Raw genomic sequence first — 25,274 nt, forward strand, 5'->3', positions numbered from 1 at the left:
TGATGTTGTCCTCGTGATCAGGACCTGAGCCTGCCGGCGGCCCCCGTGGTGTCTCCTCGCTAGGGAGCGACGGTCGGTCGGCCGACGACCGGAAAGTGGTCCGAGAAGTCCGTGAACGTGTAGCCGTTCATCGTGTAGCTCGGGGAGTGCACGGTCTTGGTGCCGTTCGTCCATCCACCGGCTGGCTTCGCGTGGTCATTACGGAGAAACACGTAGTCCAGGTGGGCCGGAGTGGCGTTCGGCTCCCGGTAGCGGGCTATCGAGTTTGTCCGCGGGTCGAAACTTGACGTGGTCCCGCTGGGCAGGGTGGGCGGCGCCACGTTGAGGCGGGAGAGCGTCGAGCTGTACTCGCTGCTCAGCGCGTTCACGTTGAGATCACCCGCGATCATCACGGGTTCGGAGGCCGGAATCCTCAGTGCCGTGAGATACGTGCTGATCTCGTCGAGCTGCTTGGCCCGCACGGACTTCGCCTCGCCTGGGTCACAACCCGGGTCGTCCGCCTGAAGGTGGGTGCCGACCACATGCACCCGCTTGCCGGCGGCATTGACGACAGCGTAGGCGAATCCCTTGCTGGCCCAGAAGTCGTCGCCGCAGCCGTCCTCAAAGATGTGCTGGGACCGGTAGACGATGGGATACTTGCTCACGATTGCGACCCCCCCGTCCTCGTTGGGGAAGCCCTGGTAGGAGCCGGTGGTCCGGTCCCACCCTTCGTCACCCCGGCCGATCACCGGCGTCTGGTAGGGGTGGTGGACGCGGAGCCGGGGAAAGAGGTTGTCGTCCGTGGCGCTGTCGTCGAACAGCTCGGTGAGGACCAGGATGTCCTCGTTGCGCAGGTGGTCGGAGTTGCCAGCCATCCGGGCGCGCTCGTCGGGGTCCCAGTCGGTGATGCCGCTCGGGAGCAGCATGAGGTTGTGCGTCATGACGCTGGGGAACGCCGCGGTCGTCGTGGCGGTGGGCTCGGCGGCCAGGTCCTTCGCGTGCGAGGGACCCGTGGCGACGGCGGCGATGGCCAGGGCGACGCCCATCCCTATTCCGGCGGTTCGCTTTCCGATCATCAGTGTTCTCCGTTGTGGTGGTGGGGGGAGACGGTCTCGGATGGTGACAGCGGGATCTGCCCGGATGCCGCGCCGCGACAGCGGCCGGCCCCTTGGGGCGAGTCGGCCATGACCGGGGAGGCGGAAGGCGCCCCGGTCATCAGGTCCAGTTCTCGGTCACCGATGCGTAGCCGGAGGTGCTGCTGTTCAGCACCTTGGCCCACCCGCCCACGGACTCGGGGCCTGAGCGGGTGTCGGAGACGTAGGGCGTGGTGATGGTCTGGTAGTGACCGGCGCCGATGGTGTACCAGACGTAGTAGTCCTGGTGCGTCAGCTCGTACCAGTTCATGTCGTAGAGCTTCGACATCATGCCAACGGTGAGCGTGTAGGGGTAGGGGTTGTAGACCTCGGTCCAGCCGTAGTCACCGGCTCCGGAGTTGATGCATGCGCGCATGAGCGCGCTCGACCCGGAGAAGTTGGCCCACGAGCTGCACTTCGTGCCCGAGGCCGCCTGCGCCGTGCCGGTCCCTCCGAGGGTGACCGTGCACGCCAGTGCAAGGGCACCCACGAGGGACAGACCGGCTCTCCTGATGCTCTTCATGCCGTCCGCCTCGATTCACTAGGGTCTCCGGCCTCCACAGCCGGAGCGTTAGTGCTTCACGGTAGGAGCGACGAGCAGGCGGGGCAGGTGTGTTATCTACTCAACATCCGACCGCTGATAACAGCCCCTATTAGGACAACCGCTGGCCGGTGCGACTGTGCAGTGCAAGGGGTGCCAACGCGCCACATGGCGCGTTTCGGTGGGCAAATCTCCCTTTCCTCGGAGCATGCCAGGACTGGATGGGATTCGTTCCGGTGGGAGCCTTCGAGGAAGGGGGGCCTGTGACGTGGACAAGGGGCTCTTCCTGCGGCGAGGTCCGCCGCTGGAGAGAGCCCCTGGCGCCTCCCGGCCGGGGCGTCATGCGCATCGGCCGGGAGGGAACTGCTAGTGCTGCGACCGGGAAGGTTCACCGGGATGGGAAGAGAGGGGTGTGCCCGTCCCGTTCAGGCCGTGGTGCCGCCGTCAGTTCATCGTTGAGTGCCGGCGATGAGAGCGTCGACCTCTTCGGCGAGGGTGGTGATGTCGACGGTCTGGGCGGTGTCGACGATCAGAGCATGCCCGCCCAGTCCGAGCGGTCCTGGGTGGGCGGCCCAGACAGCGACGCGATCGCTGATCTCCTCGCGGGTGAGGCCCTGGTCGAGGTGGCCGGGGTGGCGTTTGCGTGTCCGGAACCGTTCAGCGACAAGACCGGGATCACAGTCGCAGAACACCTCGACCAGCTGGGCGTCGAGTTGGCGGATTCGGACGGGGGCGGTGTCGCGGTGCCACCAGTTGACGAGGATGGCTCGCCCGGCGTCGGTAGCGAGCGCGAACAGGATGTCGTCGCTTGCCCGGCTCAGTCGGTAGCGCCATGCCTGATCGCCGATGCCGAGGGAGTCGTAGAGCGATTCCAGGATCACGTCCTTGTCGATGACCGGCAGGCCGAGTTCCGCGGCAAGTCCGCGGGCCAGGGTGCTCTTGCCGCTGGCCGGCAGACCGGAGACGATCACGAAGGCGTTGTCGATCACCACGTCAGTGTGTCGCAGCCCGATTTCCGGGCTGCCCGCAGGGTGAGGCCGACGCTGCTTCCGTCCTGCTCAGGCCACTGTTGGCAGTGGTCTGCCGCCCCAGCGGACGACTTTCTCGCTGCGGATGCGGGCGCGTTCGCGTCGTAAGGCGGCCAGGACTTCAGGGTGCCGGGCGTTCATGTTGCGCCAGCGTAGGTAGGCATGCAGGGCTCGGGTCTGGACGGTGTGGTTGGGGTGGTGGGAGTTGGCCAGAGTGAACTGCCGCAGCGGTCCGAAGTGAGCCTCGATGGGGTTGGCCCAGGAGGCGTAGGTCGGGGTGAAGCACAGCTCGACCTTGTTCTTGGCCGCCCACCGTTTCATCCGCCAGTTCGTGCGGGCGGAGAGGTTGTCGAGGATCACGTAGATCGGGGCGCCGTCCGGACGGGCTGCCCGGATCGTTTGCATGGCCGCCCAGGTGTGGTCGATGCCCTTGCGCCGGCGGTTGATTCCCCACATCTGGTCGTCGCCAACGGAGTAGCAGCCGTGGAAGTAGGTGATCCCGTGTGTTCGGCGGAACGTGGCGAGCAGCCGGTCGGGGCGGCCAGCGCTCGGCCCAGCAGGAGCCGGCGGTGGGGCGGATCCCGAGCGGTCCGAACTCGTCGAAGGCGAACGTGCGGTCGGGTCGCTCGTTGATTGCGTACTCGATGCGGGCGAGTTTGGCGTCAAAGTCCGCATCCGGGGATTCCTTCCAGGTCTTCGTGCGCTGGAAGGAGATCCCGCGGCGGGCCAGTAAGCAGCGCAGGGCCTCACGGCCGATCCGGACGGACCGGGCGATGTTGCGTCGCAGGTGATCGGCGCGCTTGCGGATCGACCAGCGGGTGAAGGGCTTGCCCAGTGAGGTGGGGCGGGTGGTGGCCGTCGCCACGACGAAGTCTTCGTCGTCACGGCTGAGCAGGCGGGGACGGCCTCCCGCCCAGCGAGGGTCCAGGCATGGGAGCCCGATCTCGTTGAACTTGTGGATCACGTCGCGGACGGTGTCCTCGTCCGCTTGACCAGGCGTGCGATGACCGGGACCGTGCTGCCGCCGGCCGAGGCCAGCAGCATCATCGCCCGACGGAACCGCACCGAGCTGGTACTGCCCCGCCGCACGACCTGCTGCAGTTTCTGCCCCTCCTGCTCGGTCAGCCCACGAACCCGGACCGGATGCACCACCCTGCCTCCCCACGATGGTTGGAAGCGTCGTCACTTCCGACCAGCACAACGAGCGACCCGGTGAACGTTCGCAGTCACAGCACTAGATGCTGGCGGGGTTAGGAACGTTGATGTGCTTCATGTACACGTCGTCCGTACCCAGGTCGACCTTGACGCACCCCACGTGGAGACGAACCGGTCCCGTGGCCGGGTAGTTCCGTGGAGGCCCCAGCGTGATGCCCTCCACCTCGAGGTCGGGACAGTTGAGGTTGTACCTTCCCCAGTACCACATCTTGTTCTCGGTGGGGTGGACGTTGTAGGCCACGACCTCCTTGGAGTGGTCGGACGTCAGGTACAGGTTGCCGTTCTCGGAGAAGACGCCGCCCTGGACGCGGCGTATCTTGTAAGGGAACGGGATCGTCCGTGTGAGGACGAAATTGCGCGCGGGATCGTACGCGTAGAGGTAGTTGACCCCTGACCCCTCGTCGAACTTGCAGCTGTAGACCAACCTGTCGCGGGGGTTGAAGGCCAGGAAGGGAATCTGCCACTCACCCTGAGGGCTGCCGCTCGGGCTTCCTCCCAGGTACTTCGTGCCCGCGTTCGTGGCGAGCGTTCCCGGCGTGGTCTCGGTGAGCGTCCAGATCTGCCCGTCCCCCTCGAGCGGGACGTGGATCTGCTTGAGGAACCGGTCGTAGGTGGGAGCGCCGGGGTGCTTGGCGGGCCAAGAGCTCCTGACGACCTCGACGGGGCTCGTGAAGTCGTGATTCCAGCGCCAAATGCCCTCGAAAAGAGCGTGGCCGGCGTCGGCGTCGTTGTGCGTCATGTAGTAGTGCGACTGGGTGGCGACGATTCCCTGCCAGCGGTTCGTCCAGCCCTCGTGCTCGCTGCGGGTCTCCCACGCCAGGTTCCACTGGTCGATACGTGGGTTGCACGTAGGCGGCCACGCGACCGCCGCGCCGGCCGTGGGCGCGTTGACCCCTGTCACTGCGACTCCGGCAGCCGCTCCTGCTGCCAGCTTGAGTACATCTCTCCTGCGCATGCTTCCTCCGAATAGTGATTGCTGCGTTGTGGTCCTGCCGACTCGTCGGCGCGCAGAGACGAGCGGCCGCTCCTATGTGGCGGCGTGGTCCGCGCCCGCACGGCCGTATCGGGGCGAAACCGGGTTCGCCGTTCCGGCGGGGATCTGGGTAGCGGTCTTCAGGACATGTCGACGAGGCGCTCGATGAAGTACGCGCCCGACAGGCGATAGTTGCCGTCTCGATATCCGATGACCTTGTACCCGTCGTCGTTGCGGCTGCCCCGCGTGAAGCTCTGCTCCGCGAACGGGGAGTGGGTGGTGAGGTCGCCGCTGCCGCCGTTCGGCGCCGCGGCGGGGACGTTGAAGGTGATGGTGCTCGACCCGGACGAGGTGCCGACCGAGTTGGTCAGTGTGACCGCGTGGCCGCCGATGTCGTTGCCGTCCTCGGCGTAGTGGCGCATCCGTTGGACGAGCAGGTTCTTGCCGTGGCCGCGCGAGCCGAGCTGTGCCAGCGTCCGGCCGGGGAGGGCTTCGTCCGTCAGGCCGACCTCTGAGGCTTCGAGGGCGTCCTCGTAGCCCTTCTCCTCGAACTGATCGTTCATGCTGTTGTCGGCGCCGGATGGAGTGCCGTCCTCCCCGTCCGTGTCCATGAGTTCGCCCAGCTTTGCGATCTTGCTGGAGACGGCGCTGTAGTCCGGATCGGTGCTGCTCTGGGGGTCGTAGTCTCCGACGAGCAGGTTGGAGTAGCCGTGCTTGTCAAGCCAGAACATGGCGTTGAGCGTCGATGTCGGCACAGTACTGCGATCCGTTGCCGGGAAGGCCCACCCCGGGGGGCCGATGTCGGCGATGCCGCACATTCGGTAGTTCCAGGAGGTCGAGCCCGCGGTCTGGCTGGGGATGCAGAGGCTGGGAAGGGGCGCGGCCGATGCCGCCGTGACGGGAACCATGGAGCCGACCGTTGCCCCGATGCCGAAGGCGGCCATGACAGCGCGACGGGCCAGGGTGCGTCGAGGGGGCATAGGGGCTCCTGGTGTTGTGTCCTACAGGCGTGGCCGACCGGGCTGGTGGAAGGCGGACGCGAGCTGCGGCACCATCGGACACGGCGCTCGGGTCCGTGCGGCTCCCGCAGCTCATTGCAGCCTGTGATTCGCTGAAAGACTTGAGTAGTTGCTGCTTGTACGTGCTCCGCACTCTCCGGACAGGTGGCAGAACCTGTTCTGTGCGGGTGGGCCGGGCCGGCCTAAACGCGGAGCCGTTGGACTGACTCTGACGGCACGTTCGTGCCGCGCGCTTGGCCGATCGGCCAGATGCCCTTCCATGTCGCCAAGACGCCGTGCCAGGAAACGGACCAGATCATCCGCAGACAGGGGAATCGCCCCTTGACGGGGTTGGCGGCGAGCCGATGTGCCGACGGCCGTCTCCGCAGTGGCTCGTTCGCACGTCGCTGTGCACAGACCTCGGCGATCACCGCCGAAGGCGTCGGTCCACACCGGGGCCGTGCGACGCCCGAGGTTGAGTAGCGACTGCCGTTCCGTCGGTCTGTTCGTTTGTGAAGACTTGAAGGTGCTCGCCTGTGATGAGCACCACAGGCATGAGGGGTCGTGCGGGGCAGCGTTTCGCGGCCCACGTGCTGTCTGGGGTGTGTACAGGGCGAATGGCCCGTCCGCTCCGGTCCCGCGACCGATATCCGCGCTGTTCGATCTTGAGGAGTCTCGATGCCTTCCGCTGCCTCGCGTCCCGTGATGCACTCCTGGTCGTCCCTGGCCGAAGGTGCCCGCGCGCAGGCGACGGGGGCGGCCGAGTCCACTGATCCGTGGGAGGAGCACATCCCGTTGACCGGAGCGGTCGTGCGTCCGGGTACACCGGCACGGGGTGTCGTCTCCGTGTTCGGCCGGAAGACCGACGCCTTCGCTGTGCTCTCTGGCCTCGTCCGGAACCGGGCCTCGCCCGGCCCCGTTCCGTGCCGTCGTCGCCTCCTGGGGAGCGGCGGACGGTGCCTCCCCCGTCCACTTCACGCCGCCTGTCTCCACGCGTCCCAGTCCCACTCCCGGGGCATTCGGACACGCGAGGACGGGTTGGCGCCGTACCCCGGTCGAGGTTCGCGTGAGCAATGCCGCCGATGACGAATTCCATGCCTTCATGTCGAGCCGTTGGCCGAGTCTGGTGCGCACCGCCTATCTCCTGACAGGCAGCCATCACGACGCCGAGGACCTGGCCCAGAGCGCTCTCGCCCGTGCCTACGCCAAGTGGGACAAGGTGCGGTGCAGCGACGACATGGGGGCCTATGTCCGGAAGATCCTGATCCATGTCCACGCGGACCGTTTCCGCAAACGGACCGTACGCGAGTGGTTCACCCCCCGGCTGCCAGACATCGCCGTGGCGGACGGCACTGACCAGCTGGAACACCGCAGCGCGCTCATGGAGGCGCTGGAAGCACTGCCACAGCGGCAGCGCTTCACGGTGGTGCTCCGGTACTTCGAGGACATGCCCCCCGCTCAGATCGCCGCCGTCCTGGGGGTCAGGGAAAGCACCGTGCGCAGTCAGATCACCCGCGCCCTGGCCAAGCTCCGTGAAGGCGGAGTGCGGGCGGCCCTGGCAGAGCAGCCCCACGAAGCCCCGGCCCCTTCCCACCGGAACGTCGCGCCCGCGTTGAGAGGAACCCCCTGATGAACGAGGATCTCGCCCTCGCGGACATGTTCAAGGCGGCCGCGGCGGCAGTGCCCGTGAGCGCCGTGCCCATGGACGCAGTGATGCGTCGCGGCCGACGCATCCGCCGACGCCGTCAGGCGCTGCGGTCCGCCGCCGTGGCCGCCGCCCTCATCGTCCCTTTCGCCGGTGCCGGCCTGTCCTCGACGGTGTTCGGCCGGTCCACCACCTCGGCCCTTCCCGCAGTTCCGGCAGGCACCTCGGTGACGCCCAGGGTGATGGCCGCAGGAGAGAGGCTCCTGTTCGGTCGTGACCACTCGATGTGGCTGACGGCCAGGAGCGTGTCGGTGGCGGCGCCGGATTCGGTGCACGACGTGCACATGTCGGCGGACGAGGTGCCTTGGGGCGGGATCTCGGCCGCTATGACCGCAGACCCCGACGGCACTCTGTGGGCGGGCATCTACCGTGGTCCGGGCCGTCCGGCCCGCGTCACCGTAGTCGCCGACGGCCGCACCACGACCGTCCTCGCCGCCACGCTGCCCGGCGGCCCGGACTGGATCGCCTTCGCCGCCCACGAACGGCACGTCGGCCATTCTGCCTCGGCCCTCACCATCACCGTTCAGGCCGGCGACGGAACGACCCTGGCGACCCTCACCAAGCCGCCCCGCACCTGACTTCTCCTCCCCGCCGCACGAGTGCGGCACACCGACGCACCTCCCACTCATCCCTCTTCCCGCCCCTCACGGAGCCCACCGGAGTGTCACCATGCAGAGCACCGCCCACCGGATCAGCGACGGGCCGGCCTCCGGCCGCGTCGGTGACAGCAACGCCCGCTCCCGCCTCCTGCCCCGTCTGCGTTCCACCACCGCCGGTTTCGTGGTCAGGATCGCGGTGTGGGCCGACGACACCGGCAACCACCAGGAACCCCTCTCGCTGCTCCCGCCCCGGCGCCGTCGTGTGAACGGCCGGTTGCCTGATGTCCCGTAGCCTCGCCGACGACCGGCCCGGCGCCCCGCGGCAGTCCGGACCGGGATCGCTCCCCCATCGCCGACGGGCCGCGGTCCCGCCCGTCGGCGGACAGGCTTTGGAACCGGACCACCGGCACGCCCCCCGGCGGGACACCATCCGCCTGCGGCTGGTGGCTGCGCCGTCCACTCGAGCGCGCGCCCGTCATCGCCGGAGCGCGAACCGGCATGGGTCGATGATGCTCGGCGCTCTGACCTCACGCATCACCGGCTTCGCCCGCAGCTCTGTGGTCGTCGCGGCGCTGGGCGCGGGACTCACCGGCGACGTCTACGCCGTGGCCAACACCTTGCCGAACATCGTGTTCATGCTGTTGATCGGCGGGACGCTGAACTCGGTCCTGGTGCCCGAGCTGGTGCGCGCCGCCGAGGAACCTGTCCGTGGAGCGGCGTTCACCGACCGTGTGGTCACCGCCTGCCTGGTCCTGCTGCTCGCTCTGACGGCCGCCGCGGTCGTGGCCGCACCATGGCTGGCCGGCCTGTACGCCCCGGACTTCACCGGCGCCCAGCGGGACGCGACGGCTGCGCTGGCACGCCTCTGCCTCCCGCAGATCTTCTTCTACGGGGTCTTCGGACTCCTGGGCCAGGTGCTTGCCGCACGCGAACGGCCCGGCGCCATGATGTGGGCACCGGTGGTCAACAACCTGATCGTGATCGGGGTCTTCGGCCTGTTCCTGGCCACGGCCGGGGAGGCCCGCGGTGTCGAGAACATAACGGACAGCCAGTGGACCTGGCTCGGCGTGGGAAGCACCGTGGGCATCGTGGCGCAGGCCGCCGTCCTCGTGCCGTTCCTCAACAGGTCCGGGTACCGGTGGCGACCACGATTCGACTGGCGCCACGCCGGGCTGACCGCCCCGCTCAAGGCGGCCGGGTGGGCCCTGCTGCTGATCGCCGTCTCCCAGGCGGCGTTCTGGGCCGTCACCGTACTCGCCACGGGCGTCAGCGAACGGGCCGCCACCGAGGGGGTGACCACGGGCGTCGGCCTGACCGCGTACAACAACGCCTACCAGCTGTGGATCGTCCCGCAGGGCGTCATCGCCGTCTCCCTCGTCACCGCCGCTCTCCCCGCTCTGACGCGCGCCGCCCACTCGGCCGACTACACCGCCTTGGCGGCCGGACTCGTGCGCACGGTACGCGGGCCCCTGGGAGTGATCACCCTCGCCTCCCTCGCCTTTCTCCTCATGGGCGAGGAGATCGCGGCCCTCGCGTACGGTTACGGCACCGTCGGTGAGGCGGACGTACGGGTGCTCGGCCACGTCCTCGCCGCCTTCGCGCTCGGACTCCCCGCCTTCTGCGTCCAGTACGCCCTCACCCGCGGCTTCTACGCCCTGGGGGACGCGCGTACCCCCGTGCTCCTGACGCTGCTGACGGCCGGAGCCAACGCCGCACTGGCCGCGGCTGCGGCCCGGCTGCTCCCGGTCCACTGGGCGGTGACCGGGATGGCCGCGGCCCATACGCTCGCCTGTCTGCTCGGCGCCGCGGCCACGGATGCGCTGCTGCGCCGCCGCCTGCGCCGTCCCGGACCGGGGGCGTTTCCGGGTGAGACGTTCCCAGGGTCGGAGCCCCCGGCCCTGGGCCAGCTCGGCACACATCTGAGGGTCGTCGTGGCTTGCCTGCCCGGCGTCGCCGCCGCACTCGCCTACGCCTCGCTGGCGCACGCCTATGTGGGGGAGGGGTGGCCCGGTGACCTCGTCCTGGTGCTGGGTGGATGCCTCTTGCTGGGCACTTCTTTGCTGGTCTTGAGCCGCCCCTTGGGCGTCACCGGCAGCGTCGGGGCCGTGACTCAGGTGCTCGGTCGGCTCCTGAGGCGTTCTAGACCGCGGGGCCTGCCGCCCGGACGCCACTAGCCCTCCGTAGGAAGCCCCCACGAGTCCGGCCGGCCGTTCCCACCGCCCACCTGGATTCCGGGTCGGCTCTCGTCCCTCTTTCGACCCGTGACCAGAGAGATGCAAACCTCCGTGAACGTTCTCCGACGCGTACTGCCGTCCGTCCTGGCCGCGGTGCTGCTGACCGGCTGCTCCGCTGCCGCCGATGCCGAGCCGGAGTCGGTCGCGCCCGCGGCCACCCGAGCGGCCGCGCCCCTGATCACCGTGTCCGTACCGGACGGCTCCACGGCGGTGGAGCCGGACTCGGCCCTGCGCGTGGCCACCACGTCCGGGACGTTGACCTCGGTCCGTGTCGATCCCGCCGATGGCGGCGACGAACGGGCCCACGTCGCCGTTCGGGGGAGCATGGACCACGACCGGCGCGCATGGACCGCCGAGCGGACGCTCAGCCCGGCCACGAAGTACGAGGTGGAGGCCGTCGCCGCCGGTCCGGGAGGCCGGCGCACCACCACGCGCACCAGCTTCACCACCCTCTCGCCGGGTCTGACGAACCGCGCCCTGCTGGGACCGGGAGACGACCAGGTGGTCGGCATCGGAATGCCCGTCACCTTGCAGTTCGATCACCCCGTGACCGACCGGGCCGCGGTGGAGAGGAAGCTGAAGGTCACCACCCGCCCCGAGACGGCGGGCTCCTGGGGTTGGGTCCGCGATCCCCACACGAGCAAGGAACGTGTCGACTGGCGCCCTGACGCGTACTGGCGTCCGGGGACGGAGGTCACCGTCCGGGCTGAGCTCAGCGGCGTCGACACGGGCGGGGGACGGTACCTCTCCCGTGACATCTCGACCAGATTCACCATCGGCACCGCTCGCGTCAGCCGCGTCGACCTCGCCGCCCACCGTATGACGGTGTCCGAGAACGGACGGGTCCAGCGCGTCATCCCGGTCTCCGGAGGGGGCCCGGCCACCCCCACATACAACGGGACCACGGTCGTGATGGACAAGGACGCCGAGATACGCATGAACTCCGAAACCGTCGGTCTCGGCAGCGCGTACGACATGGACGTCGAATGGGCCGTCCACCTCACGACGTCCGGCACCTATCTCCACGCCGCCCCCTGGAACGCCTCCCTCATCGGCAACAGCAACGCCAGCCACGGCTGCATCGGCATGAACACCGATGACGCCCAGTGGTTCTACGACCAGGCCCGCCCCGGGGACATCGTCGTCACGACCGGATCCGAGGGCGCCACGGTGGATGTCGGTAATGGCCTGGGGGACTGGAACCTCACCCATGAGCAGTGGAGGAAGCGCAGTGCCCTGTGACAGGACCGGTGCCCTCGTACCGGCCGGTGCCGGCAACGCGATGGTGTGGACTTGCTGCCCCGGACCGCGGGCAGAAGCACGAGCCGGACCTAAGGCGCACCGATGCATTTCCGTATCGCATACATCTATGCATCCGATAAAGTCTGGGCCGCGCCGGTCAACCCGGCGGCGAGGAACGGGCGGACGCCTTTGCGCGGCAAGGACGCACCTGCGGCGGAGCCGCGTCTGACCGCTTCGCGTGTCGCCCGCAAGGGCCGGCCAGGCGTACGACGGGGCGACCGGACGCCCACGCCGACGCGGCACCGGCCCCAAGGAGGGAGTGCTGTCGTGGAAGCTGACGTCATCGTCGTCGGAGCAGGGCTGGCCGGACTCGTCGCGGCGCGGGAACTCACCTCCCGCGGCCGGAAGGTCGCCCTGGTGGACCAGGAGAACGCCGCCAATCTCGGAGGCCAGGCCTACTGGTCCTTCGGCGGGCTGTTCCTGGTCGACACCCCGGAGCAGCGGCGCCTCGGCATACGGGACTCCGCCGAGCTCGCCTGGAACGACTGGTGGGGCAGCGCCCGGTTTGACCGCCTTGAGGACGAGGATTCCTGGGCCGTGCGCTGGGCCCGCGCCTACCTGGACTTCGCTGCAGAGGAGAAGCGTTCCTGGATCGCACGGCGCGGAATCGAGCTGACACCGATCGTGGGTTGGGCGGAGCGGGGTGATCTCCGCGCGGACGGCCACGGCAACTCCGTACCCCGGTTCCACGTCGCCTGGGGGACCGGCACCGGCGTGGTGGGTCCTTTCGTACGCGAGGCGCAGCGGGCCGCCGAGGCCGGGCTGCTCACCTTTCACCACCGCCATCGCGTCGACGAACTCGTCGTCCGCGACGGTGTCGTCACCGGTGTCCGGGGCACGCTCCTGGCACCGGACACCGCTCCGCGGGGAGCACCCTCCAACCGGGAACACGCTGGCGAGTTCGAGCTCACCGCCCAGGCCGTGATCGTCACCTCCGGAGGCATCGGCGGCGACCACGCCATCGTGCGCCGCCACTGGCCGGCACGCATGGGAACACCCCCGAAGAACATGATCACTGGTGTCCCTGCCTACGTGGACGGGCGCATGCTCGACATCAGCGCCGCAGCGGGTGCGCGCCTCGTCAACCGGGACCGCATGTGGCACTACACCGAAGGCATCCGGAACTGGGACCCGATCTGGCCCGGACACGCGATCCGCATCCTGCCCGGCCCGTCCCCCCTGTGGTTCGACGCCCTGGGCCGACGCCTTCCGGACCCCTGCCTGCCCGGCTACGACACCCTGGGCACGCTCAAGCACCTGAGGACCACCGACGACATCGCGGCGTACGACCACTCATGGTTCGTCCTCACTCAGAAGATGATCGAGAAGGAGTTCGCGCTCTCGGGATCCGAGCAGAACTCCGACATCACCAGCGGCGACCGCAAGGCGGTCCTGCGCGAGCGTCTTCTCGGCCGCGGGGCCCCTGCGCCGGTGGAGGCGTTCAAGCGCCACGGCGCCGACTTCGTCGTCGCGGCCACCTTGGAGGAACTGGTGGACAAGATGAACGGGCTCACCGCCGAGCCGCTGCTCGACGCGGCGGTTATCCGAGCACAGATCGAGGCACGTGACCTGCAGATCGCCCACCCGTACAGCAAGGACGCCCAGGTCCAGGGCATCCGCAACTCCCGCCGCTACCTGGGCGACCGGCTCAGCCGCACCGCCGCCCCGCACCGCGTCCTGGACCCCGGGGCAGGCCCGCTGATCGGCGTGCGGCTCCACGTCCTGACCCGGAAGACCCTCGGCGGAATCCAGACAGATCTCGACTCCCGCGTGCTCGGAGCCGACGGCCGACCTGTCAGCGCCCTCTACGCGGCGGGGGAAGCCGCCGGGTTCGGCGGAGGTGGCGTCCACGGCTACAACGCCCTGGAAGGCACCTTCCTCGGAGGCTGTCTCTTCTCCGGCCGTGCCGCGGGCCGGGCGGCGGCGGAGGCGGTCGCGTGAGCACGCACGACGGGGTCCGGAAGCGGTCGGTCGTGAACGCCCGCACGCCGCGCGTCGCGGTGTTCGGAGCGGGGAGCATCGGCTGCTACCTGGGCGGCCGGCTCGCCCCCGTCGCTGACGTCACGCTGGTGGGCCGCCCCGCGGCGATGGCCGCGGTCCGTCGGAACGGACTGACGCTGACACACGGCGACCACATCGCCCGCCACGTGCCGGGCACGGGGCTGCGGGCCGGCACCGACCCCCGGAGCGCCGCCGGGGCGGACTTCGTGCTGATCACGGTGAAGTCCGCCGACACCGTCACCGCGGCCCGCGACCTGGCTCCCCATCTCGGCCCCCGCACCATCGTGTGCAGTCTCCAGAACGGAGTCCACAACGCCCGCGTCCTCCAGGACGCACTGCCGGGACACACCGTGCTGGCCGGAATGGTCCCCTACAACGTGGCGGAGACCGCTCCGGGGCACTTCCACCAGGGGAGTGGCGGCGCCCTGATGCTCGACGACACGGATGGCGGCCGCCGCCTGGCCGGCCTTCTGAGCCGCGCCGGCCTGGAAGTGCGACCCCAGGCGGACATGCGGGGCGTGCAGTACGCGAAGCTGCTGATGAACCTGAACAACGCGCTCAACGGCCTGTCCGGGCTCCCCCTTCGCGACCAGCTCGAACAGCGCGCCTACCGGTCCTGCCTTGCCCTCTGCCAGCACGAAGCCCTCGCCGCCTACCGGGCCGCGGGGATCGTCCCCGCCCGGCTCACCCCGGTACCACCGAGTCTCACCCCGGCCCTTCTGCGACTTCCCGACCGAGTCTTCCGGACCGTGGCCCGCCGCAGCCTCCTCATCGACGCCAAGGCCCGTTCATCTCTCTGGGACGATCTGGAACGGGGCCGGCGCACCGAGATCGATCAGCTGCAGGGCGAGGTCGTGGCCCTGGCACGGCGTCACGGGCTGTCCGCTCCCGCGTGCGCCCGCGTCGTCACCCTTGTCCGCGAGGCGGAAGTGGCCGAGCCCGGTCGACGGCGAAGGTGGAGCGGGCCCGACCTACTGGCGGTGCTCACCGCCGCACGCTGTCAGGGAGCCTGACACCACTCGGGCACCCGCCGGCGCGGGGCGGTTCCAGTCGCGTACCGCGCCGACGCCCGCATCCGGTGGTGCGCAGGTCGGAGGGGAACCGCGCGGCCCGGACTCAGCCCGTGCCGTGGAGGTTCTTGGCGGTGGGGGAGGTCGGGACGGACGCGGGGTCCGGGTAGGTGCCGAACAGCCGGTCCGCCGTTGCCGTGGTCGTGACGGTGAACCAGTAGTGCTCGTTCTTGTAGTGATGGAACCGGTGGTTGCGCCAGACCGCCTTGTAGGACGCGCTCCGCGGCTTGTACTCGCTGTGGATGAGGTAGTGCGTCCACTCGTACACGAGGCCCACCGCCGCCACGGTCGCCATGAAGGTCAGCGCCTGTCCGAGAGTGGGGAAGGCGAGGAACGCCACGGCGTTGTAGCCGATGATCACCCAGATCAGCGCCTGCCAGGGTATGAACACCAAGGGCACGTCCCGAGGGTCCGCATGGTGTTCGCGGTGCTTCCGCGCCAGCAGGGTGTCGAGCATGACCCCCGCTACCTTGCGCGGACGCCAGTGCAGCACGAAGACGTGGATCACCCACTCCAGTGCGGGAAAGAGCGCGAGAAGGATCACCGGAGCGAGGGCGTCGCCCGCGTGCCAGTTCCCGAGGGCGAACCGGGCGGAGAGCAGCACGACGAGCAGCCCAAGGATCATCCAGGGGGAAGGGTGCCGCCAGAAGGCATGGAACGCGTCGCGTAGGGTCACCTCCCGGCGCCCGGGGGCCGACAGGGCCGCCTCGTCGGCACGCACCCGTGCCCGGGGATCCAGCGCCGACGGCACGTCCCCGTCCGAACGCCGCCGGGCCATCGCCTTACGCAGGTTCATCGCTCTCCTCCAGCAGGTTGATGACGTCGATCAGTGCCTCGGTGGCGGGACCCAGCAGTTCCTTGCCGCAGAGGCGGGCGCGCGGCGCGTCGCCGTCGGCGACGGCCGTCGCCAAGGCGTCGTAGGCCTCGGTTCTGTCGACCTCGACGGCCATGACGTACGCGAGCGCGTCGAGAGCCGGCTCGTAGGCCGCGCGAAGGCTGTTGAACATGAGGCGGAAGGTCACCGAGCCGGCGGCGTCGGTGACGTGTTCCCAGAAGGTCAGGGCATGCCGCTGCCGGTCGACCGGGTCCGTGGACTCCCCCAGTGCGGCGATGGCGTCGCGCAGTTTCCGTTCCGTCTCCGGTCCGCGGCGCTCGGCGGCGAGTTCGGCGATCTTGGGGCCCACGTGGAGCCGCGCCTCCAGGATGCTGCGGGCGACACCGAGGTCGATCTCGCCCCCGGCGAAGAGAAGCCGGGGCAGCAGGTCCAGGCCGCCGGCTCTGCGGATGTCGCGCACCGTGGTGGTGTCACCCTGGCGGACCTCCACCAGGCCGGCGTGAGCGAGGCGTTGCAGCGCCTCGCGGATCGCGGGACGCGAGACGCCGAGGACTTCGGCGAGGCGTCGCTCGCTGGGCAGGCTGTCGCCCGGTGCGACGTTGCCGCTGACGAGTTCCTGGAACAACTGGTCGAACACTGCGTCAGGGACCGAGCGACGGCTGATCGGCTGCAAGGGCATGCCGAGATGGTAGGGCTCTGCAGCCAACTGGTCTAGTGGTCAGACCAGTTGGCTTTGCCGGGGCCCAGAAGGGAACGAATCGCCAGATTCCTACGCAGCGGGCTGGGACGGCGGCGTCAGCTTCGGCATGGCCGAAGACGGGCTGTCGGCCCGGCGGAACCGAGTCCTGTGCTCGGCCGTCTCCTCGTCGAGCGCCGTGGCGGCGGAGATGAGGGAGAGATGGGTGAACGCCTGAGGAAAGTTCCCCAGCTGCTCGCCCGAGGGCCCGATCTCTTCGGCGAAGAGGCCGACGTGATTGGCGTACGTCAGCATCTTGTCGAAGGCGTACCTTGCCTGCCCGATGCGTCCGCTCCGCGCCAGTGCTTCGACGTGGAGGAAGCTGCACAGGTTGAAGGTGCCTTCCGAGCCGCGCAGCCCGTCGGGTGAGGCCTGCGGGTTGTACCGGTAGACCAGACTGTCGCTGACCAGCTCGTCGTTCATCGCGTCGAGGGTGCTCAGCCAGTCGGGGTCGTGCGGTGAGATGAAGCCGACGCGGGGCATGAGCAGGAGGGAGGCGTCCAGGACGTCCGTGTCGAAATGCTGGACGAAGGCCTTCCGGTCTTCGTGCCACCCGCGTTCGAGGATCTGCTGGAACACCGCGTCGCGTGCGTGGGTCCAGCGGCTGACATCGGCTGGGCGGGAAGAGGCAGCCGCGGCCCGTAGGCCGCGCTCGAACGCGACCCAGGTCATCAGCCGGCTGTAGGTGAAGTTCTGGCGGCCGCCCCTGGTCTCCCAGATTCCCTCATCCGGCTGGTCCCAGTTCTCGGTCAACCAGTCCAGTACGCCTGTCAGCGCCTTCCAGCCGCGGATGGCACCGATGTCGCCGTCCGCCACCAGGGCGTCCGCCGCCTCGCCGTAGATGTCGAGCTGGAGTTGGTCGGCTGCTGCGTTTCCGGCGCGAACCGGTCGTGAGCCCTTGTACCCCTCCAGGTGGTCCAGGGTCTCCTCGGTCAGGTGGGGGTCACCGTCCACCCGGTACATGATCTGCAAGGGGTGCCCGGAAGGCGTGCGACCCGCCTCGATCCTGTCACGCAGCCACCGACGGAAGGCCAGCGCCTCCTCGTAGAAGCCCAGATCGGTCAGTGCCCGCACGGAGAGCGCCGCATCACGAACCCAGGTGTATCGGTAGTCCCAGTTGCGTTCACCGCCGACCTGCTCGGGCAGTCCCATCGTCGCAGCGGCGATCGGCGCACCGCTCGGAGCGTAGGTGAGGAGTTTCAGGGCGATGGCCGACCGGTTGACCGCGTCCTGCCACCGACCGGTGTACGTGCACGAACCCAGCCAGGACAACCAGTAGGCTCGACAGGCGTCGAGTTCGGCGGCGACCTGGCCCAGGGACAGCTCCGGTGGCATCGCGACCCCACTGTCCGTCCCAGTGAGCGCGAACGCGGCACCCTCGCCGGCGGACAGGGCAAAGCGCGCCTCGACGTCGCCGTCCAGCTCGCGCAGGGCCACGCCGGGCGTTGCCTGGAGGTACAGGTCCGTGCCGGGTCCGTGGAACGCTGCCGAGCGCTCGTCCGTGACGTTCACGCGATGGGTGGCGCGGCCGTAGTCGAAGCGCGGACGGCACACCAGCGTGAAGGAGAGCGTCCCTCGGACCACGCGGACGGCACGCACGATGCGGTGCGTGCCCTGAGGTCCCGCAGAGTCGAGGGGCACCATGAAGTCCGCGACCTCGCCGACTCCGTCCGCCGACATGAACCGGGTGATCAGGATGGCGGTGTCCGACAGGTACAGCTGCCGTACGGTGAGCCCGGACCCCGCGGACGGGTCGGCGGCCAGGCGGCAGTAGCCGCCGCGGTCGGCGTCCAGCAGCGATCCGAAGACACTCGGCGAGTCGAACCGGGGGGTGCACCACCAGTCGACGGTTCCGCCGGCAGAGACCAGGGCGGCGGTCTGAAGGTCGCCGATCATCCCATGGTCGGCGATGGGAGCGTATCGGTCCACGGGGGCTCCTTAGGCCGTTCCCCGATCGACCCCCTCATCCAAGCTAACCCCTCACCGCAGACCGCGGCACCCCAGGAGTTCTTCCCCTGTGTCGGCGGGACACCACCCACTGTGCGGAGATCGCAACCGCAGAACAGGCAGAAGGGGCCGGCCGCAGTGCGACCGGCCCCTCGCCTTCCCTCCGACAGGGGTCTGTGGCCGACGGAGAGAGTCTGAACCAACATGGGGGGCACCGGTTGGCTTTGTCGATGCACGCATCGACGAACGGTCGGCTCAGCCGCTCGGTTCAGCATCTCCTGCCGACGACCGATCGGAATGAGTAGAACTCACTCAACATCGTTCCTGGTCGTGGTCGGTTCAGACGCTTTCCGGGTCGCGCGCGGCGCGCAGCGGGTCCGGGCGGCCGGGTGCGGGGAAGGGGTCCTTCCAGAACCGGGGGGCCACCCGGCGCCACACGAGCATCAGCACGATGCCGCACAGCGTGAGGAAGAGCGCGATGACCAGCGGCGGCCCCAACCCGAACCAGGAGACCCCGCTGTAGGAGTTGGCGGGATCGGCCATGTCCCGTACGGACTCCACCAACAGCCAGCAGAGCATCCCGGCACCGACGAGGGGACCCACGCCAAGCAGGAGGAGGTTGCGCAGGCCGGTGGTCAGAAGGTGCCGGTGGTGGACCGCGCAGGCCAGGCCGGTGAGGGCGTAGTAGAAGGCGATGAGCAGGGACAGGGCGGTCAGGGAGTCGGCGAGGGCGTTGTCGCTGAGCCAGTGCATCACCAGGTACCAGACCACGGCGATGGCGGACACCCACCAGGTGGCGATGTCCGGAGTGTGGTGCCGCGGGTGGATGCGCCCCATGGCGTCCGGCAGTGCGCGGCGCCGCGCCATGGACAGTGCGGTGCGGGAGGCCGGGATGATGGTGGTCTGGGTCGAGGCGAGCGCCGACGTGGCGACGGCCAGCAGGACCACCCAGTCCCAGCCGCCGAGCACCTCCGTGGACAGGGCCGCGAACACCGCTTCCTCGTCATCCGCGCGGTCGCTGAGGAAGGCGGGACCGCAGTAGGCGATCACGGCGAACGCCACAGAGACGTAGGTGACCAGAAGGATGACAGTGGCCCAGATGCCGGCGAGACCGGGCGCCGTGCTGGCGCCCTCCGTCTCCTCGGTGAGGTTGACCGCCGACTCCCAGCCCCAGAACACGAACACACCGAGCAGCAGCCCGGCGGTGAGGGGCGCGCCGCCCGCACCGAAGGGATTGAGCCAGTCGACGGAGGGGCGGACGGCGTCGAGGCTGCTGGTTCCCGCGTACACGCGGTAGAGGGCGACGGCCACGAACACCAGGAGTCCGGCGATCTGCAGGAGAGTGAGCACGTTCTGGATGCGGGCGGAGGTCTGGGTGCTCCGTACGCACAGGAGGGACATCAGGAGGATGACGAGGACGGTGAGGGAGCGCAGTATCCACGCGTCGGACGCCCAGCCGTCCAGGCCGACTGCCAGGAGGGTGAAGCGTACCCCCACCTCCGCGAGGGAGCCGATGACGAGGACACCCGTCATGGCGATGGCCCAGCCGCCCATCCAGCCCGTGGTGGGGCCGAGGGCGCGGGAGACCCAGGAGAACGTGGTCCCGCAGTCCGGGTCGGCGCGGTTGAGGTAGTAGAACGCGGAGGCGATCAGCAGCATGGGCACGAACGAGGCCAGCATCACGCCCGGCACGTTGACCCCGACGAACGCGGCGATCGGGCCGATGACGGCCGCGAGCGAATAGGCGGGAGAGGTCGCGTTGAGACCGATCGCGACGGAGTCGACGAACCCGATGGCGTTCGGGTCGAGGGCGGCAGGCGGTGCGGACGCATCGGGAACATCGTGACTTCCGGCCATGCAGCCCTCCTTGTGCGTGGTGTTGGTGTGGAGACGGTCGCGGCGTGCCGCACGTACCGCCGGGAGGCCTCCGGGCCGGTCGCGGGCCCGACGCGCGGAAGGCGGGCCGGCCCGCGCCACGGTTCGGCCGGGATGGCCGGCGACTGCTGAGATCCCGCGGTACAGGAGAGGAAATGCGGCGGAGGGCACCTGGGTCAATAGCGTTGGCGTAAGGACGGTGTCGGGTCGAGTGCGGTGGCTCCGCCGCCACTCACCCGCCTGTCCGTTCTTATGCCAACGGCATTGACGCTAGCTGGACGGGTCGCGTTGCATCGGCCCAGCGGAGGCACTCCGCTTCCCGGACGAAAGGTGTCTGACATGCGAGTCCTTCTCGTGGGTGCGGGCGGCGTGGGGACCGCCGTCACTCGCATCGCGGCCCGTCGCGACTTCCTGACCCACATGGTCGTCTCCGACTACGACCTGTCGAGGGCGGAGGCCACGGTCGCCGCACTTCCCGAGGCGGGTGACCGGTTCAGCGCACGCCGCCTGGACGCCTCGGACGAGGAGGCCGTCCGACGGGTGCTCGTCGAGGAACGCTGTGACGTGCTGCTGAACGCGACCGATCCGCGCTTCGTGATGTACCTGTTCCGGGCGGCGCTGGCGGCCGGGGCGCACTACATAGACATGGCGATGTCGCTGTCGGCACCACACGCCGAGCAGCCGTACCGGGAATGCGGTGTCAAGCTCGGCGACGGCCAGTTCGAGCTGGCCGACCTGTGGGCGGACTCCGGGCGCCTGGCCCTGGTCGGGATGGGCGTGGAACCCGGCCTGTCCGATGTCTTCGCACGTTACGCGGCGGACGAGCTCTTCGACGAGATCGAGGAGATCGGCGTACGTGACGGTGCGAACCTGACCGTGGAGGGCTACGAGTTCGCGCCCTCCTTCAACATCTGGACGACCATTGAGGAATGCCTCAACCCGCCGGTGGTCTACGAGCAGGACCGGGGCTGGTTCACCACCGCTCCCTTCAGCGAGCCGGAGGTGTTCGACTTCCCCGAGGGGATCGGCCCGGTGGAGTGCGTCAACGTGGAACACGAGGAGGTCCTCCTCATCCCCCGCTGGGTGGACGCGCGCCGGGTCACCTTCAAGTACGGCCTGGGTGACGACTTCATCGCCAAGCTGAAGACCCTGCACGCCCTGGGACTGGACTCCACGGCGAAAGTGACCGTGCAGGGCGAGGACGGTCCCGTACGGGTCTCCCCGAGGGACGTGGTCGCCGCCTGCCTGCCGGACCCCGCGACGCTCGGTGAGCGGATGACCGGCAAGACCTGTGCCGGCACCTGGGTCAAGGGCGTCAAGAACGGCGCACCGCGCGAGGTGTACCTCTACCACGTGGTGGACAACCAGTGGTCCATGCGCGAGTACGGTTCCCAGGCCGTCGTCTGGCAGACCGCCGTCAACCCGGTCGTCGCTCTCGAGCTCCTCGCCAACGGCGCCTGGTCGGGCAAGGGGCTGCTGGGCCCGGAAGCCCTGCCGCCGCGCCCCTTCCTCGACCTGCTCACGGCCTACGGCTCGCCGTGGGGCCAGCGCGAGCAGGAGTGACGGAGGCGGGTGCAGTTCCTCCGGCGTACGGCGGAGGAGCCGGGCGATGTGGCCTTTCCAGCTGTATTCCGCTTATCGCTGCATCAGCGAGGCCCCATTCTCGGATCCGACGCAACGCCCGACAGAATGAGTAATTCAAGGGCTGGTCGCGGGGCTCGGAGCCACGTACCGTCGTCCCTGAGGCTGTGCGGGGGCTCTATCAGATCATCACCTGAACGGTTGACGTGTATGTACCTTGATCCCTTCGCCGCTGTCGTCGCCTACGCTCGCGTGCGTCGGGAACGTGCATCGGAAGAAGGCGTCGGACCCTGTACGTGTGTCCCGTCCGACGCCGAGCCCGAATTTGGAGCAGGATTCTCGGACAGGTTCGTCGCCGGCGGCGAGCGAGGTGCCCGATACCCGGGGACATGGCGTGATCACGAGGACGACGCGTTCGAACTCGCCGGGATACTTGCTGCGACGGAACGTGCACACAGGTGACCGCAGGCTCCGAAAGGACGCATGCGTCCGGTGAGAGGAATCCCGCGCATCATCCGCAGTCGCCATCCGCCTCGGCAGCGGAACCTAGGAACGACTGGGGGCACCCTGAGCAGTACTCAGGGTACCCCCATGGTCTGTGTGCGCCGTTTCCATTGGCTAGAAGCCCTTGGCTTCCTCGACCAAGATGTCCGATGCGCCTCAGTAGCATCCGTTGCCGTAGTTCGGCGCCGTAAGAGACTGCTGATTCGGGTAGTACGTCACCACGTACTCACTTCGGTAGGTGAATCCCGCAGTACATGAGACGGCGACTCGCCACTTCCTCCCGATGTACCCATTGTTGACATGGCACGTCGCGCCACCGAAGTAGTAGCCGTAGGCCCCGTTGCTGGTGTTGTACGAACCTTCCGTGCAGGTGAGGACGCCGCTCGGTGTGGTGTACGCGGAGGCACCGCCCGCCGTCACCAGGATGGAACCGGCGGCAAGGAACGCCGCTCCCAGCGCCATTGCTGTTTCCTCATCGCCGACTTCATAGCGTCTCTCTTTGCGTTCGGCTCACCATGGATCCCTGGAAAGACGTGCATGCTCGGTCTTCCCGGGGATCATGGGCGCCGCCATGTGGGGGTGAAGCAGTCTCTGGCCCCGGCATCGTGCAAGCAATAGTAATCACTACTCTTCGACAGATAGTCAGCTCGTTGGCCTGTCGCTCCAACTAGACTTGGTTTAGAGGGAGTTGCTGCACGTCGATGGTCCAAATCCCGGCGGCGGCAACGGTCCTGGACGGCTCTCGGCGCGTGAGTCAGGGGATCTGGGGCCTTCCGGTCACAGACTGCCGGAGACCGAACTGGGCGTAGAGACCGTGACCTTCAGGACCTCGGCGTCACTGATGTCCCAGCCGATAGTCTGCCCCCGTTTGGTGGCAGTGGCCTTCGTGCTGGCATCGACGTCCCAACCGCCGCTGGCGAGAGCGTTCTTGTAGGCCTTCGCTGTTGCAGGGGAGCCCGTCTCATTCGAAGCCCGGTCATAGATGAGAGTGAGCGCGTCCTCCCGCTCGCTGCGAATATCACGGAGCTGGCGCGTCGGGGGCAGCAAGGGAGCGGCATCGAGGTAGTACAGGGAGACGTGCAGGTCTCCTTCGTCCCCCAGACCGATCGCCATCCTCTGCTGCCCACGCGTGGTCCAGCCTGCCGAGTTCATCTCGTAGCCAGCCACCGCCAACCGGTCCTGGTAGCTCTCCAGGGCGTCGTACGCCGAGCCTCGGGGAGCGAAGGTCAACGCCAAAGCATGGCTGCCCTTCGTCTCGGCGTCCAGCGCAGTCGCGTTCCCGGGAAGGGGCAAGCGGGTGCGCACTCGCTCCTCCTCCCGACCGCCTTCGGGTGTGCCGGAGTTCCTGTCGTTCGAGCCGGTGGCAGACGGCGTACTCTGCGACGGAATCGCAGTGGTCCCGCACGCGGTGACGGTGAAGGTCAGGGCACCTGCCATGAAGAGCGACGGGACGATTGCCTTGATATGCGGTTGCACGAAGTTTACTCCCATATCCGAGTCGCCGGTTCTCTTCCTGTCGAACCCTATGGGTGACGCTTTCGGTCGGTAGGAGTATTCACTACTCAGCGATCAGTTCGGAAATGTAGAGCGGAAGTGCAGCGCATGGTCTTCTTCCTGGGGGAATAGGGAGGATTTTGTGCTCGTCTGCACGTGCGGGTCATTCTGTGAAGGTTCTGCGGCGAGGCTGTGGCACATGTTCCCTGGTATGCGTTTCGCGCTCATGCCGACCCTTTGGGCAGCAACTGCAGGCGTGCTCGTGCCGGTTTTCGTACGTGTAGTGATGACAATTTCATATGCCAGAGATCGGCCTCGCGGCCGTATCTGCCGCGTTGCCAGGAGTCATGCACGCCCCTGTTCAGACGCAAGCGGCCTCGGGTGGGATGCCGGAGGACTCACCTGTACCAGATACGACCAGGGTTGAGGAGGCCCCGACAGGGAGCGGGTGCTTTCGGCCCCGTGATGACCTGGGTCTACCCGCCGGTGGCGAAGCCGGGGAAGAGGGTCATTCCGCCGTCGACGTACAACGTCGTGCCCACCACGTAGTCCATGAGGTCGGAGGCGAGGGCGACCACGACGCGCGCGATGTCCTCGGGCTCGCCGACCCGGTCGTACGGGATGAGTTGCAGCAGTTCCTCGGTCGCCTCCGGCGTCTCCCAGGCCGCGCGGTTGATGGGCGTCCTGATCGCGCCGGGGGCGACTGCGTTCACCCGGATCCCCTCCGGCGCCAGTTCCTGGGCGAGGGTCTGCATCATCATGAGGACACCGCCCTTCGAGGCGGCGTAGTTGACGTGCCCGGCCCAGGGAATGAGCTGGTGCACCGAACTCATGCAGATGATCTTCCCCGCGGACCGGGAGACCTCGGGGACGACCCCCCGGCGCCGGAACTCCTTGGTCGCCTCACGGGCACACAGGAACTGGCCGGTGAGATTGACGTCCAGCACCTTCTGCCACTGGTCGAGGGTCATCTCGGTCAGTCCGGCATCGCGTTGCAGTCCGGCGTTGGCGACCAGGATGTCGATCGTCCCGAACTCCTGGACCATCCGGTCCATCATGGCGACGACCTGGTCCTCCTGGGACACGTCGGCTTCGTACGCGGCGGCACGGACGCCGAGGGAGGCGATCTCGTCCACCACCTCCTGGGCGGCCGTACGGTCCGCCACGTAGTTCACGACCACGTCGGCGCCGGCGCGCGCGAGACCAATGGCCGTGGCCCTGCCGATACCCGAATTGGCGCCGGTCACCAGAGCCTTCTGGCCGTGCAGCAGCCGTGCCGGGATCACTTCCGGCGGCGCTCCCTCGGTCGAGTTCATGCGGTCCTGCTTCCTGGTCGGGCGGCTTGCGCGGACTCGGCGCTGGCGCGCTCGGAGACGGCCACGCAACCATCCGGCGACACGGTTGGCCTGCTCACGTGATCGGCCTTGGGCCGTTCGAGGCGGGATCTTCGTCCGGACGGACCAGACGACTGCGACCGTCGCCCCTGGTCTCGTCCGCGAAGCCGCAGGACGGCTGAACGGCGAG

The 25,274-nt window shown here is 68.6% G+C and carries 20 protein-coding genes and 1 pseudogene; 8 read left to right on the forward strand and 13 right to left on the reverse strand.

The window, feature by feature from the left end; all coding sequences use genetic code 11:
• Positions 1-59: 59 nt before the first annotated feature.
• The 6 genes and pseudogenes from sph to AMK27_RS36835 all read right to left on the reverse strand — a co-directional run bounded on the left by sph (position 60) and on the right by AMK27_RS36835 (position 5,600).
• On the reverse strand, positions 60-1,055 hold the full coding sequence (gene sph / locus AMK27_RS36805; protein ID WP_073918116.1) for a sphingomyelin phosphodiesterase: 996 nt from the start codon (positions 1,053-1,055) through the stop codon (positions 60-62).
• A gap of 139 nt (positions 1,056-1,194) precedes the next feature.
• Positions 1,195-1,635, reverse strand: coding sequence for a hypothetical protein (locus AMK27_RS36810; protein ID WP_143204912.1), 441 nt, complete (start codon positions 1,633-1,635; stop codon positions 1,195-1,197).
• 467 nt (positions 1,636-2,102) lie between these two features.
• Positions 2,103-2,642, reverse strand: coding sequence for an AAA family ATPase (locus AMK27_RS36815; RefSeq protein WP_158076948.1), 540 nt, complete (start codon positions 2,640-2,642; stop codon positions 2,103-2,105).
• 69 nt (positions 2,643-2,711) lie between these two features.
• Positions 2,712-3,833, reverse strand: a pseudogene (locus AMK27_RS36820) (IS630 family transposase).
• 82 nt (positions 3,834-3,915) lie between these two features.
• Positions 3,916-4,851 (reverse strand): hypothetical protein, encoded by a 936-nt coding sequence (locus AMK27_RS36830; protein WP_158076949.1) that lies wholly within the window; start codon positions 4,849-4,851, stop codon positions 3,916-3,918.
• A gap of 158 nt (positions 4,852-5,009) precedes the next feature.
• Entirely contained in the window at positions 5,010-5,600 is a 591-nt protein-coding gene (locus AMK27_RS36835) for a hypothetical protein (protein ID WP_073918126.1), read from the reverse strand.
• Positions 5,601-6,933: 1,333 nt separating this feature from the next.
• Here AMK27_RS36835 and AMK27_RS36840 point away from each other — a divergent pair.
• From AMK27_RS36840 to AMK27_RS36870, 7 genes are all read left to right on the forward strand, one after another.
• Entirely contained in the window at positions 6,934-7,497 is a 564-nt protein-coding gene (locus AMK27_RS36840; RefSeq protein WP_073918128.1) for a SigE family RNA polymerase sigma factor, read from the forward strand.
• Positions 7,497-8,150 carry a hypothetical protein gene (locus AMK27_RS36845; RefSeq protein WP_073918130.1) on the forward strand — a complete coding sequence of 218 codons (654 nt, stop codon included), beginning with the start codon at positions 7,497-7,499 and terminating at the stop codon, positions 8,148-8,150. Before AMK27_RS36840 ends, AMK27_RS36845 begins: the two co-directional genes overlap by 1 nt.
• A 91-nt stretch (positions 8,151-8,241) precedes the next feature.
• On the forward strand, positions 8,242-8,463 hold the full coding sequence (locus AMK27_RS36850) for a hypothetical protein (RefSeq protein ID WP_073918132.1): 222 nt from the start codon (positions 8,242-8,244) through the stop codon (positions 8,461-8,463).
• 214 nt (positions 8,464-8,677) lie between these two features.
• Positions 8,678-10,345, forward strand: a complete 1,668-nt coding sequence (murJ, locus tag AMK27_RS36855) for a murein biosynthesis integral membrane protein MurJ (RefSeq protein ID WP_079188734.1) — start codon at positions 8,678-8,680, stop codon at positions 10,343-10,345.
• A 111-nt stretch (positions 10,346-10,456) separates the two neighbouring features.
• Entirely contained in the window at positions 10,457-11,647 is a 1,191-nt protein-coding gene (locus AMK27_RS36860) for a L,D-transpeptidase (protein ID WP_158076950.1), read from the forward strand.
• Positions 11,648-11,974: 327 nt separating this feature from the next.
• Complete coding sequence (locus AMK27_RS36865) at positions 11,975-13,648, forward strand: FAD-binding dehydrogenase (RefSeq protein ID WP_073918136.1); 1,674 nt, start codon at positions 11,975-11,977, stop codon at positions 13,646-13,648.
• Positions 13,645-14,721, forward strand: coding sequence for a 2-dehydropantoate 2-reductase (locus AMK27_RS36870; RefSeq protein ID WP_241847717.1), 1,077 nt, complete (start codon positions 13,645-13,647; stop codon positions 14,719-14,721). The genes AMK27_RS36865 and AMK27_RS36870 overlap by 4 nt, the downstream gene beginning before the upstream one ends.
• Positions 14,722-14,824: 103 nt before the next feature.
• Here AMK27_RS36870 and AMK27_RS36875 read toward each other — a convergent pair whose 3' ends face one another.
• The 4 genes from AMK27_RS36875 to AMK27_RS36890 form a co-directional block, all read right to left on the reverse strand.
• Positions 14,825-15,574 (reverse strand): sterol desaturase family protein, encoded by a 750-nt coding sequence (locus AMK27_RS36875; protein ID WP_241847718.1) that lies wholly within the window; start codon positions 15,572-15,574, stop codon positions 14,825-14,827.
• The gene (locus AMK27_RS36880) at positions 15,561-16,292 is read right to left on the reverse strand and encodes a FadR/GntR family transcriptional regulator (RefSeq protein ID WP_073918138.1); all 732 of its coding nucleotides are present in this window, start codon (positions 16,290-16,292) and stop codon (positions 15,561-15,563) included. The genes AMK27_RS36875 and AMK27_RS36880 overlap by 14 nt, the downstream gene beginning before the upstream one ends.
• 90 nt (positions 16,293-16,382) lie before the next feature.
• A complete protein-coding gene (locus AMK27_RS36885) occupies positions 16,383-18,278 on the reverse strand; it encodes a glycoside hydrolase family 15 protein (RefSeq protein ID WP_079188736.1) in 1,896 nt (631 codons plus the stop codon).
• 357 nt (positions 18,279-18,635) lie between these two features.
• Positions 18,636-20,153, reverse strand: a complete 1,518-nt coding sequence (locus tag AMK27_RS36890) for an APC family permease (protein ID WP_073918140.1) — start codon at positions 20,151-20,153, stop codon at positions 18,636-18,638.
• Between the two features lie 357 nt (positions 20,154-20,510).
• Between AMK27_RS36890 and AMK27_RS36895 the strand changes: the two genes are divergently transcribed.
• Positions 20,511-21,734, forward strand: a complete 1,224-nt coding sequence (locus AMK27_RS36895) for a saccharopine dehydrogenase family protein (protein WP_073918142.1) — start codon at positions 20,511-20,513, stop codon at positions 21,732-21,734.
• A 678-nt stretch (positions 21,735-22,412) separates the two neighbouring features.
• On the opposite strand, the gene AMK27_RS36900 is transcribed toward AMK27_RS36895, so the two are convergent.
• The 3 genes from AMK27_RS36900 to AMK27_RS36910 all read right to left on the reverse strand — a co-directional run bounded on the left by AMK27_RS36900 (position 22,413) and on the right by AMK27_RS36910 (position 25,066).
• Entirely contained in the window at positions 22,413-22,718 is a 306-nt protein-coding gene (locus AMK27_RS36900) for a hypothetical protein (RefSeq protein WP_073918145.1), read from the reverse strand.
• A 315-nt stretch (positions 22,719-23,033) separates the two neighbouring features.
• Positions 23,034-23,732, reverse strand: a complete 699-nt coding sequence (locus AMK27_RS36905) for a hypothetical protein (protein ID WP_143204913.1) — start codon at positions 23,730-23,732, stop codon at positions 23,034-23,036.
• Between the two features lie 494 nt (positions 23,733-24,226).
• Complete coding sequence (locus AMK27_RS36910; RefSeq protein WP_073918149.1) at positions 24,227-25,066, reverse strand: SDR family oxidoreductase; 840 nt, start codon at positions 25,064-25,066, stop codon at positions 24,227-24,229.
• Positions 25,067-25,274: the final 208 nt, after the last annotated feature.

This window comes from Streptomyces sp. CB02009 (assembly GCF_001905825.1).
Classification (GTDB): domain Bacteria; phylum Actinomycetota; class Actinomycetes; order Streptomycetales; family Streptomycetaceae; genus Streptomyces.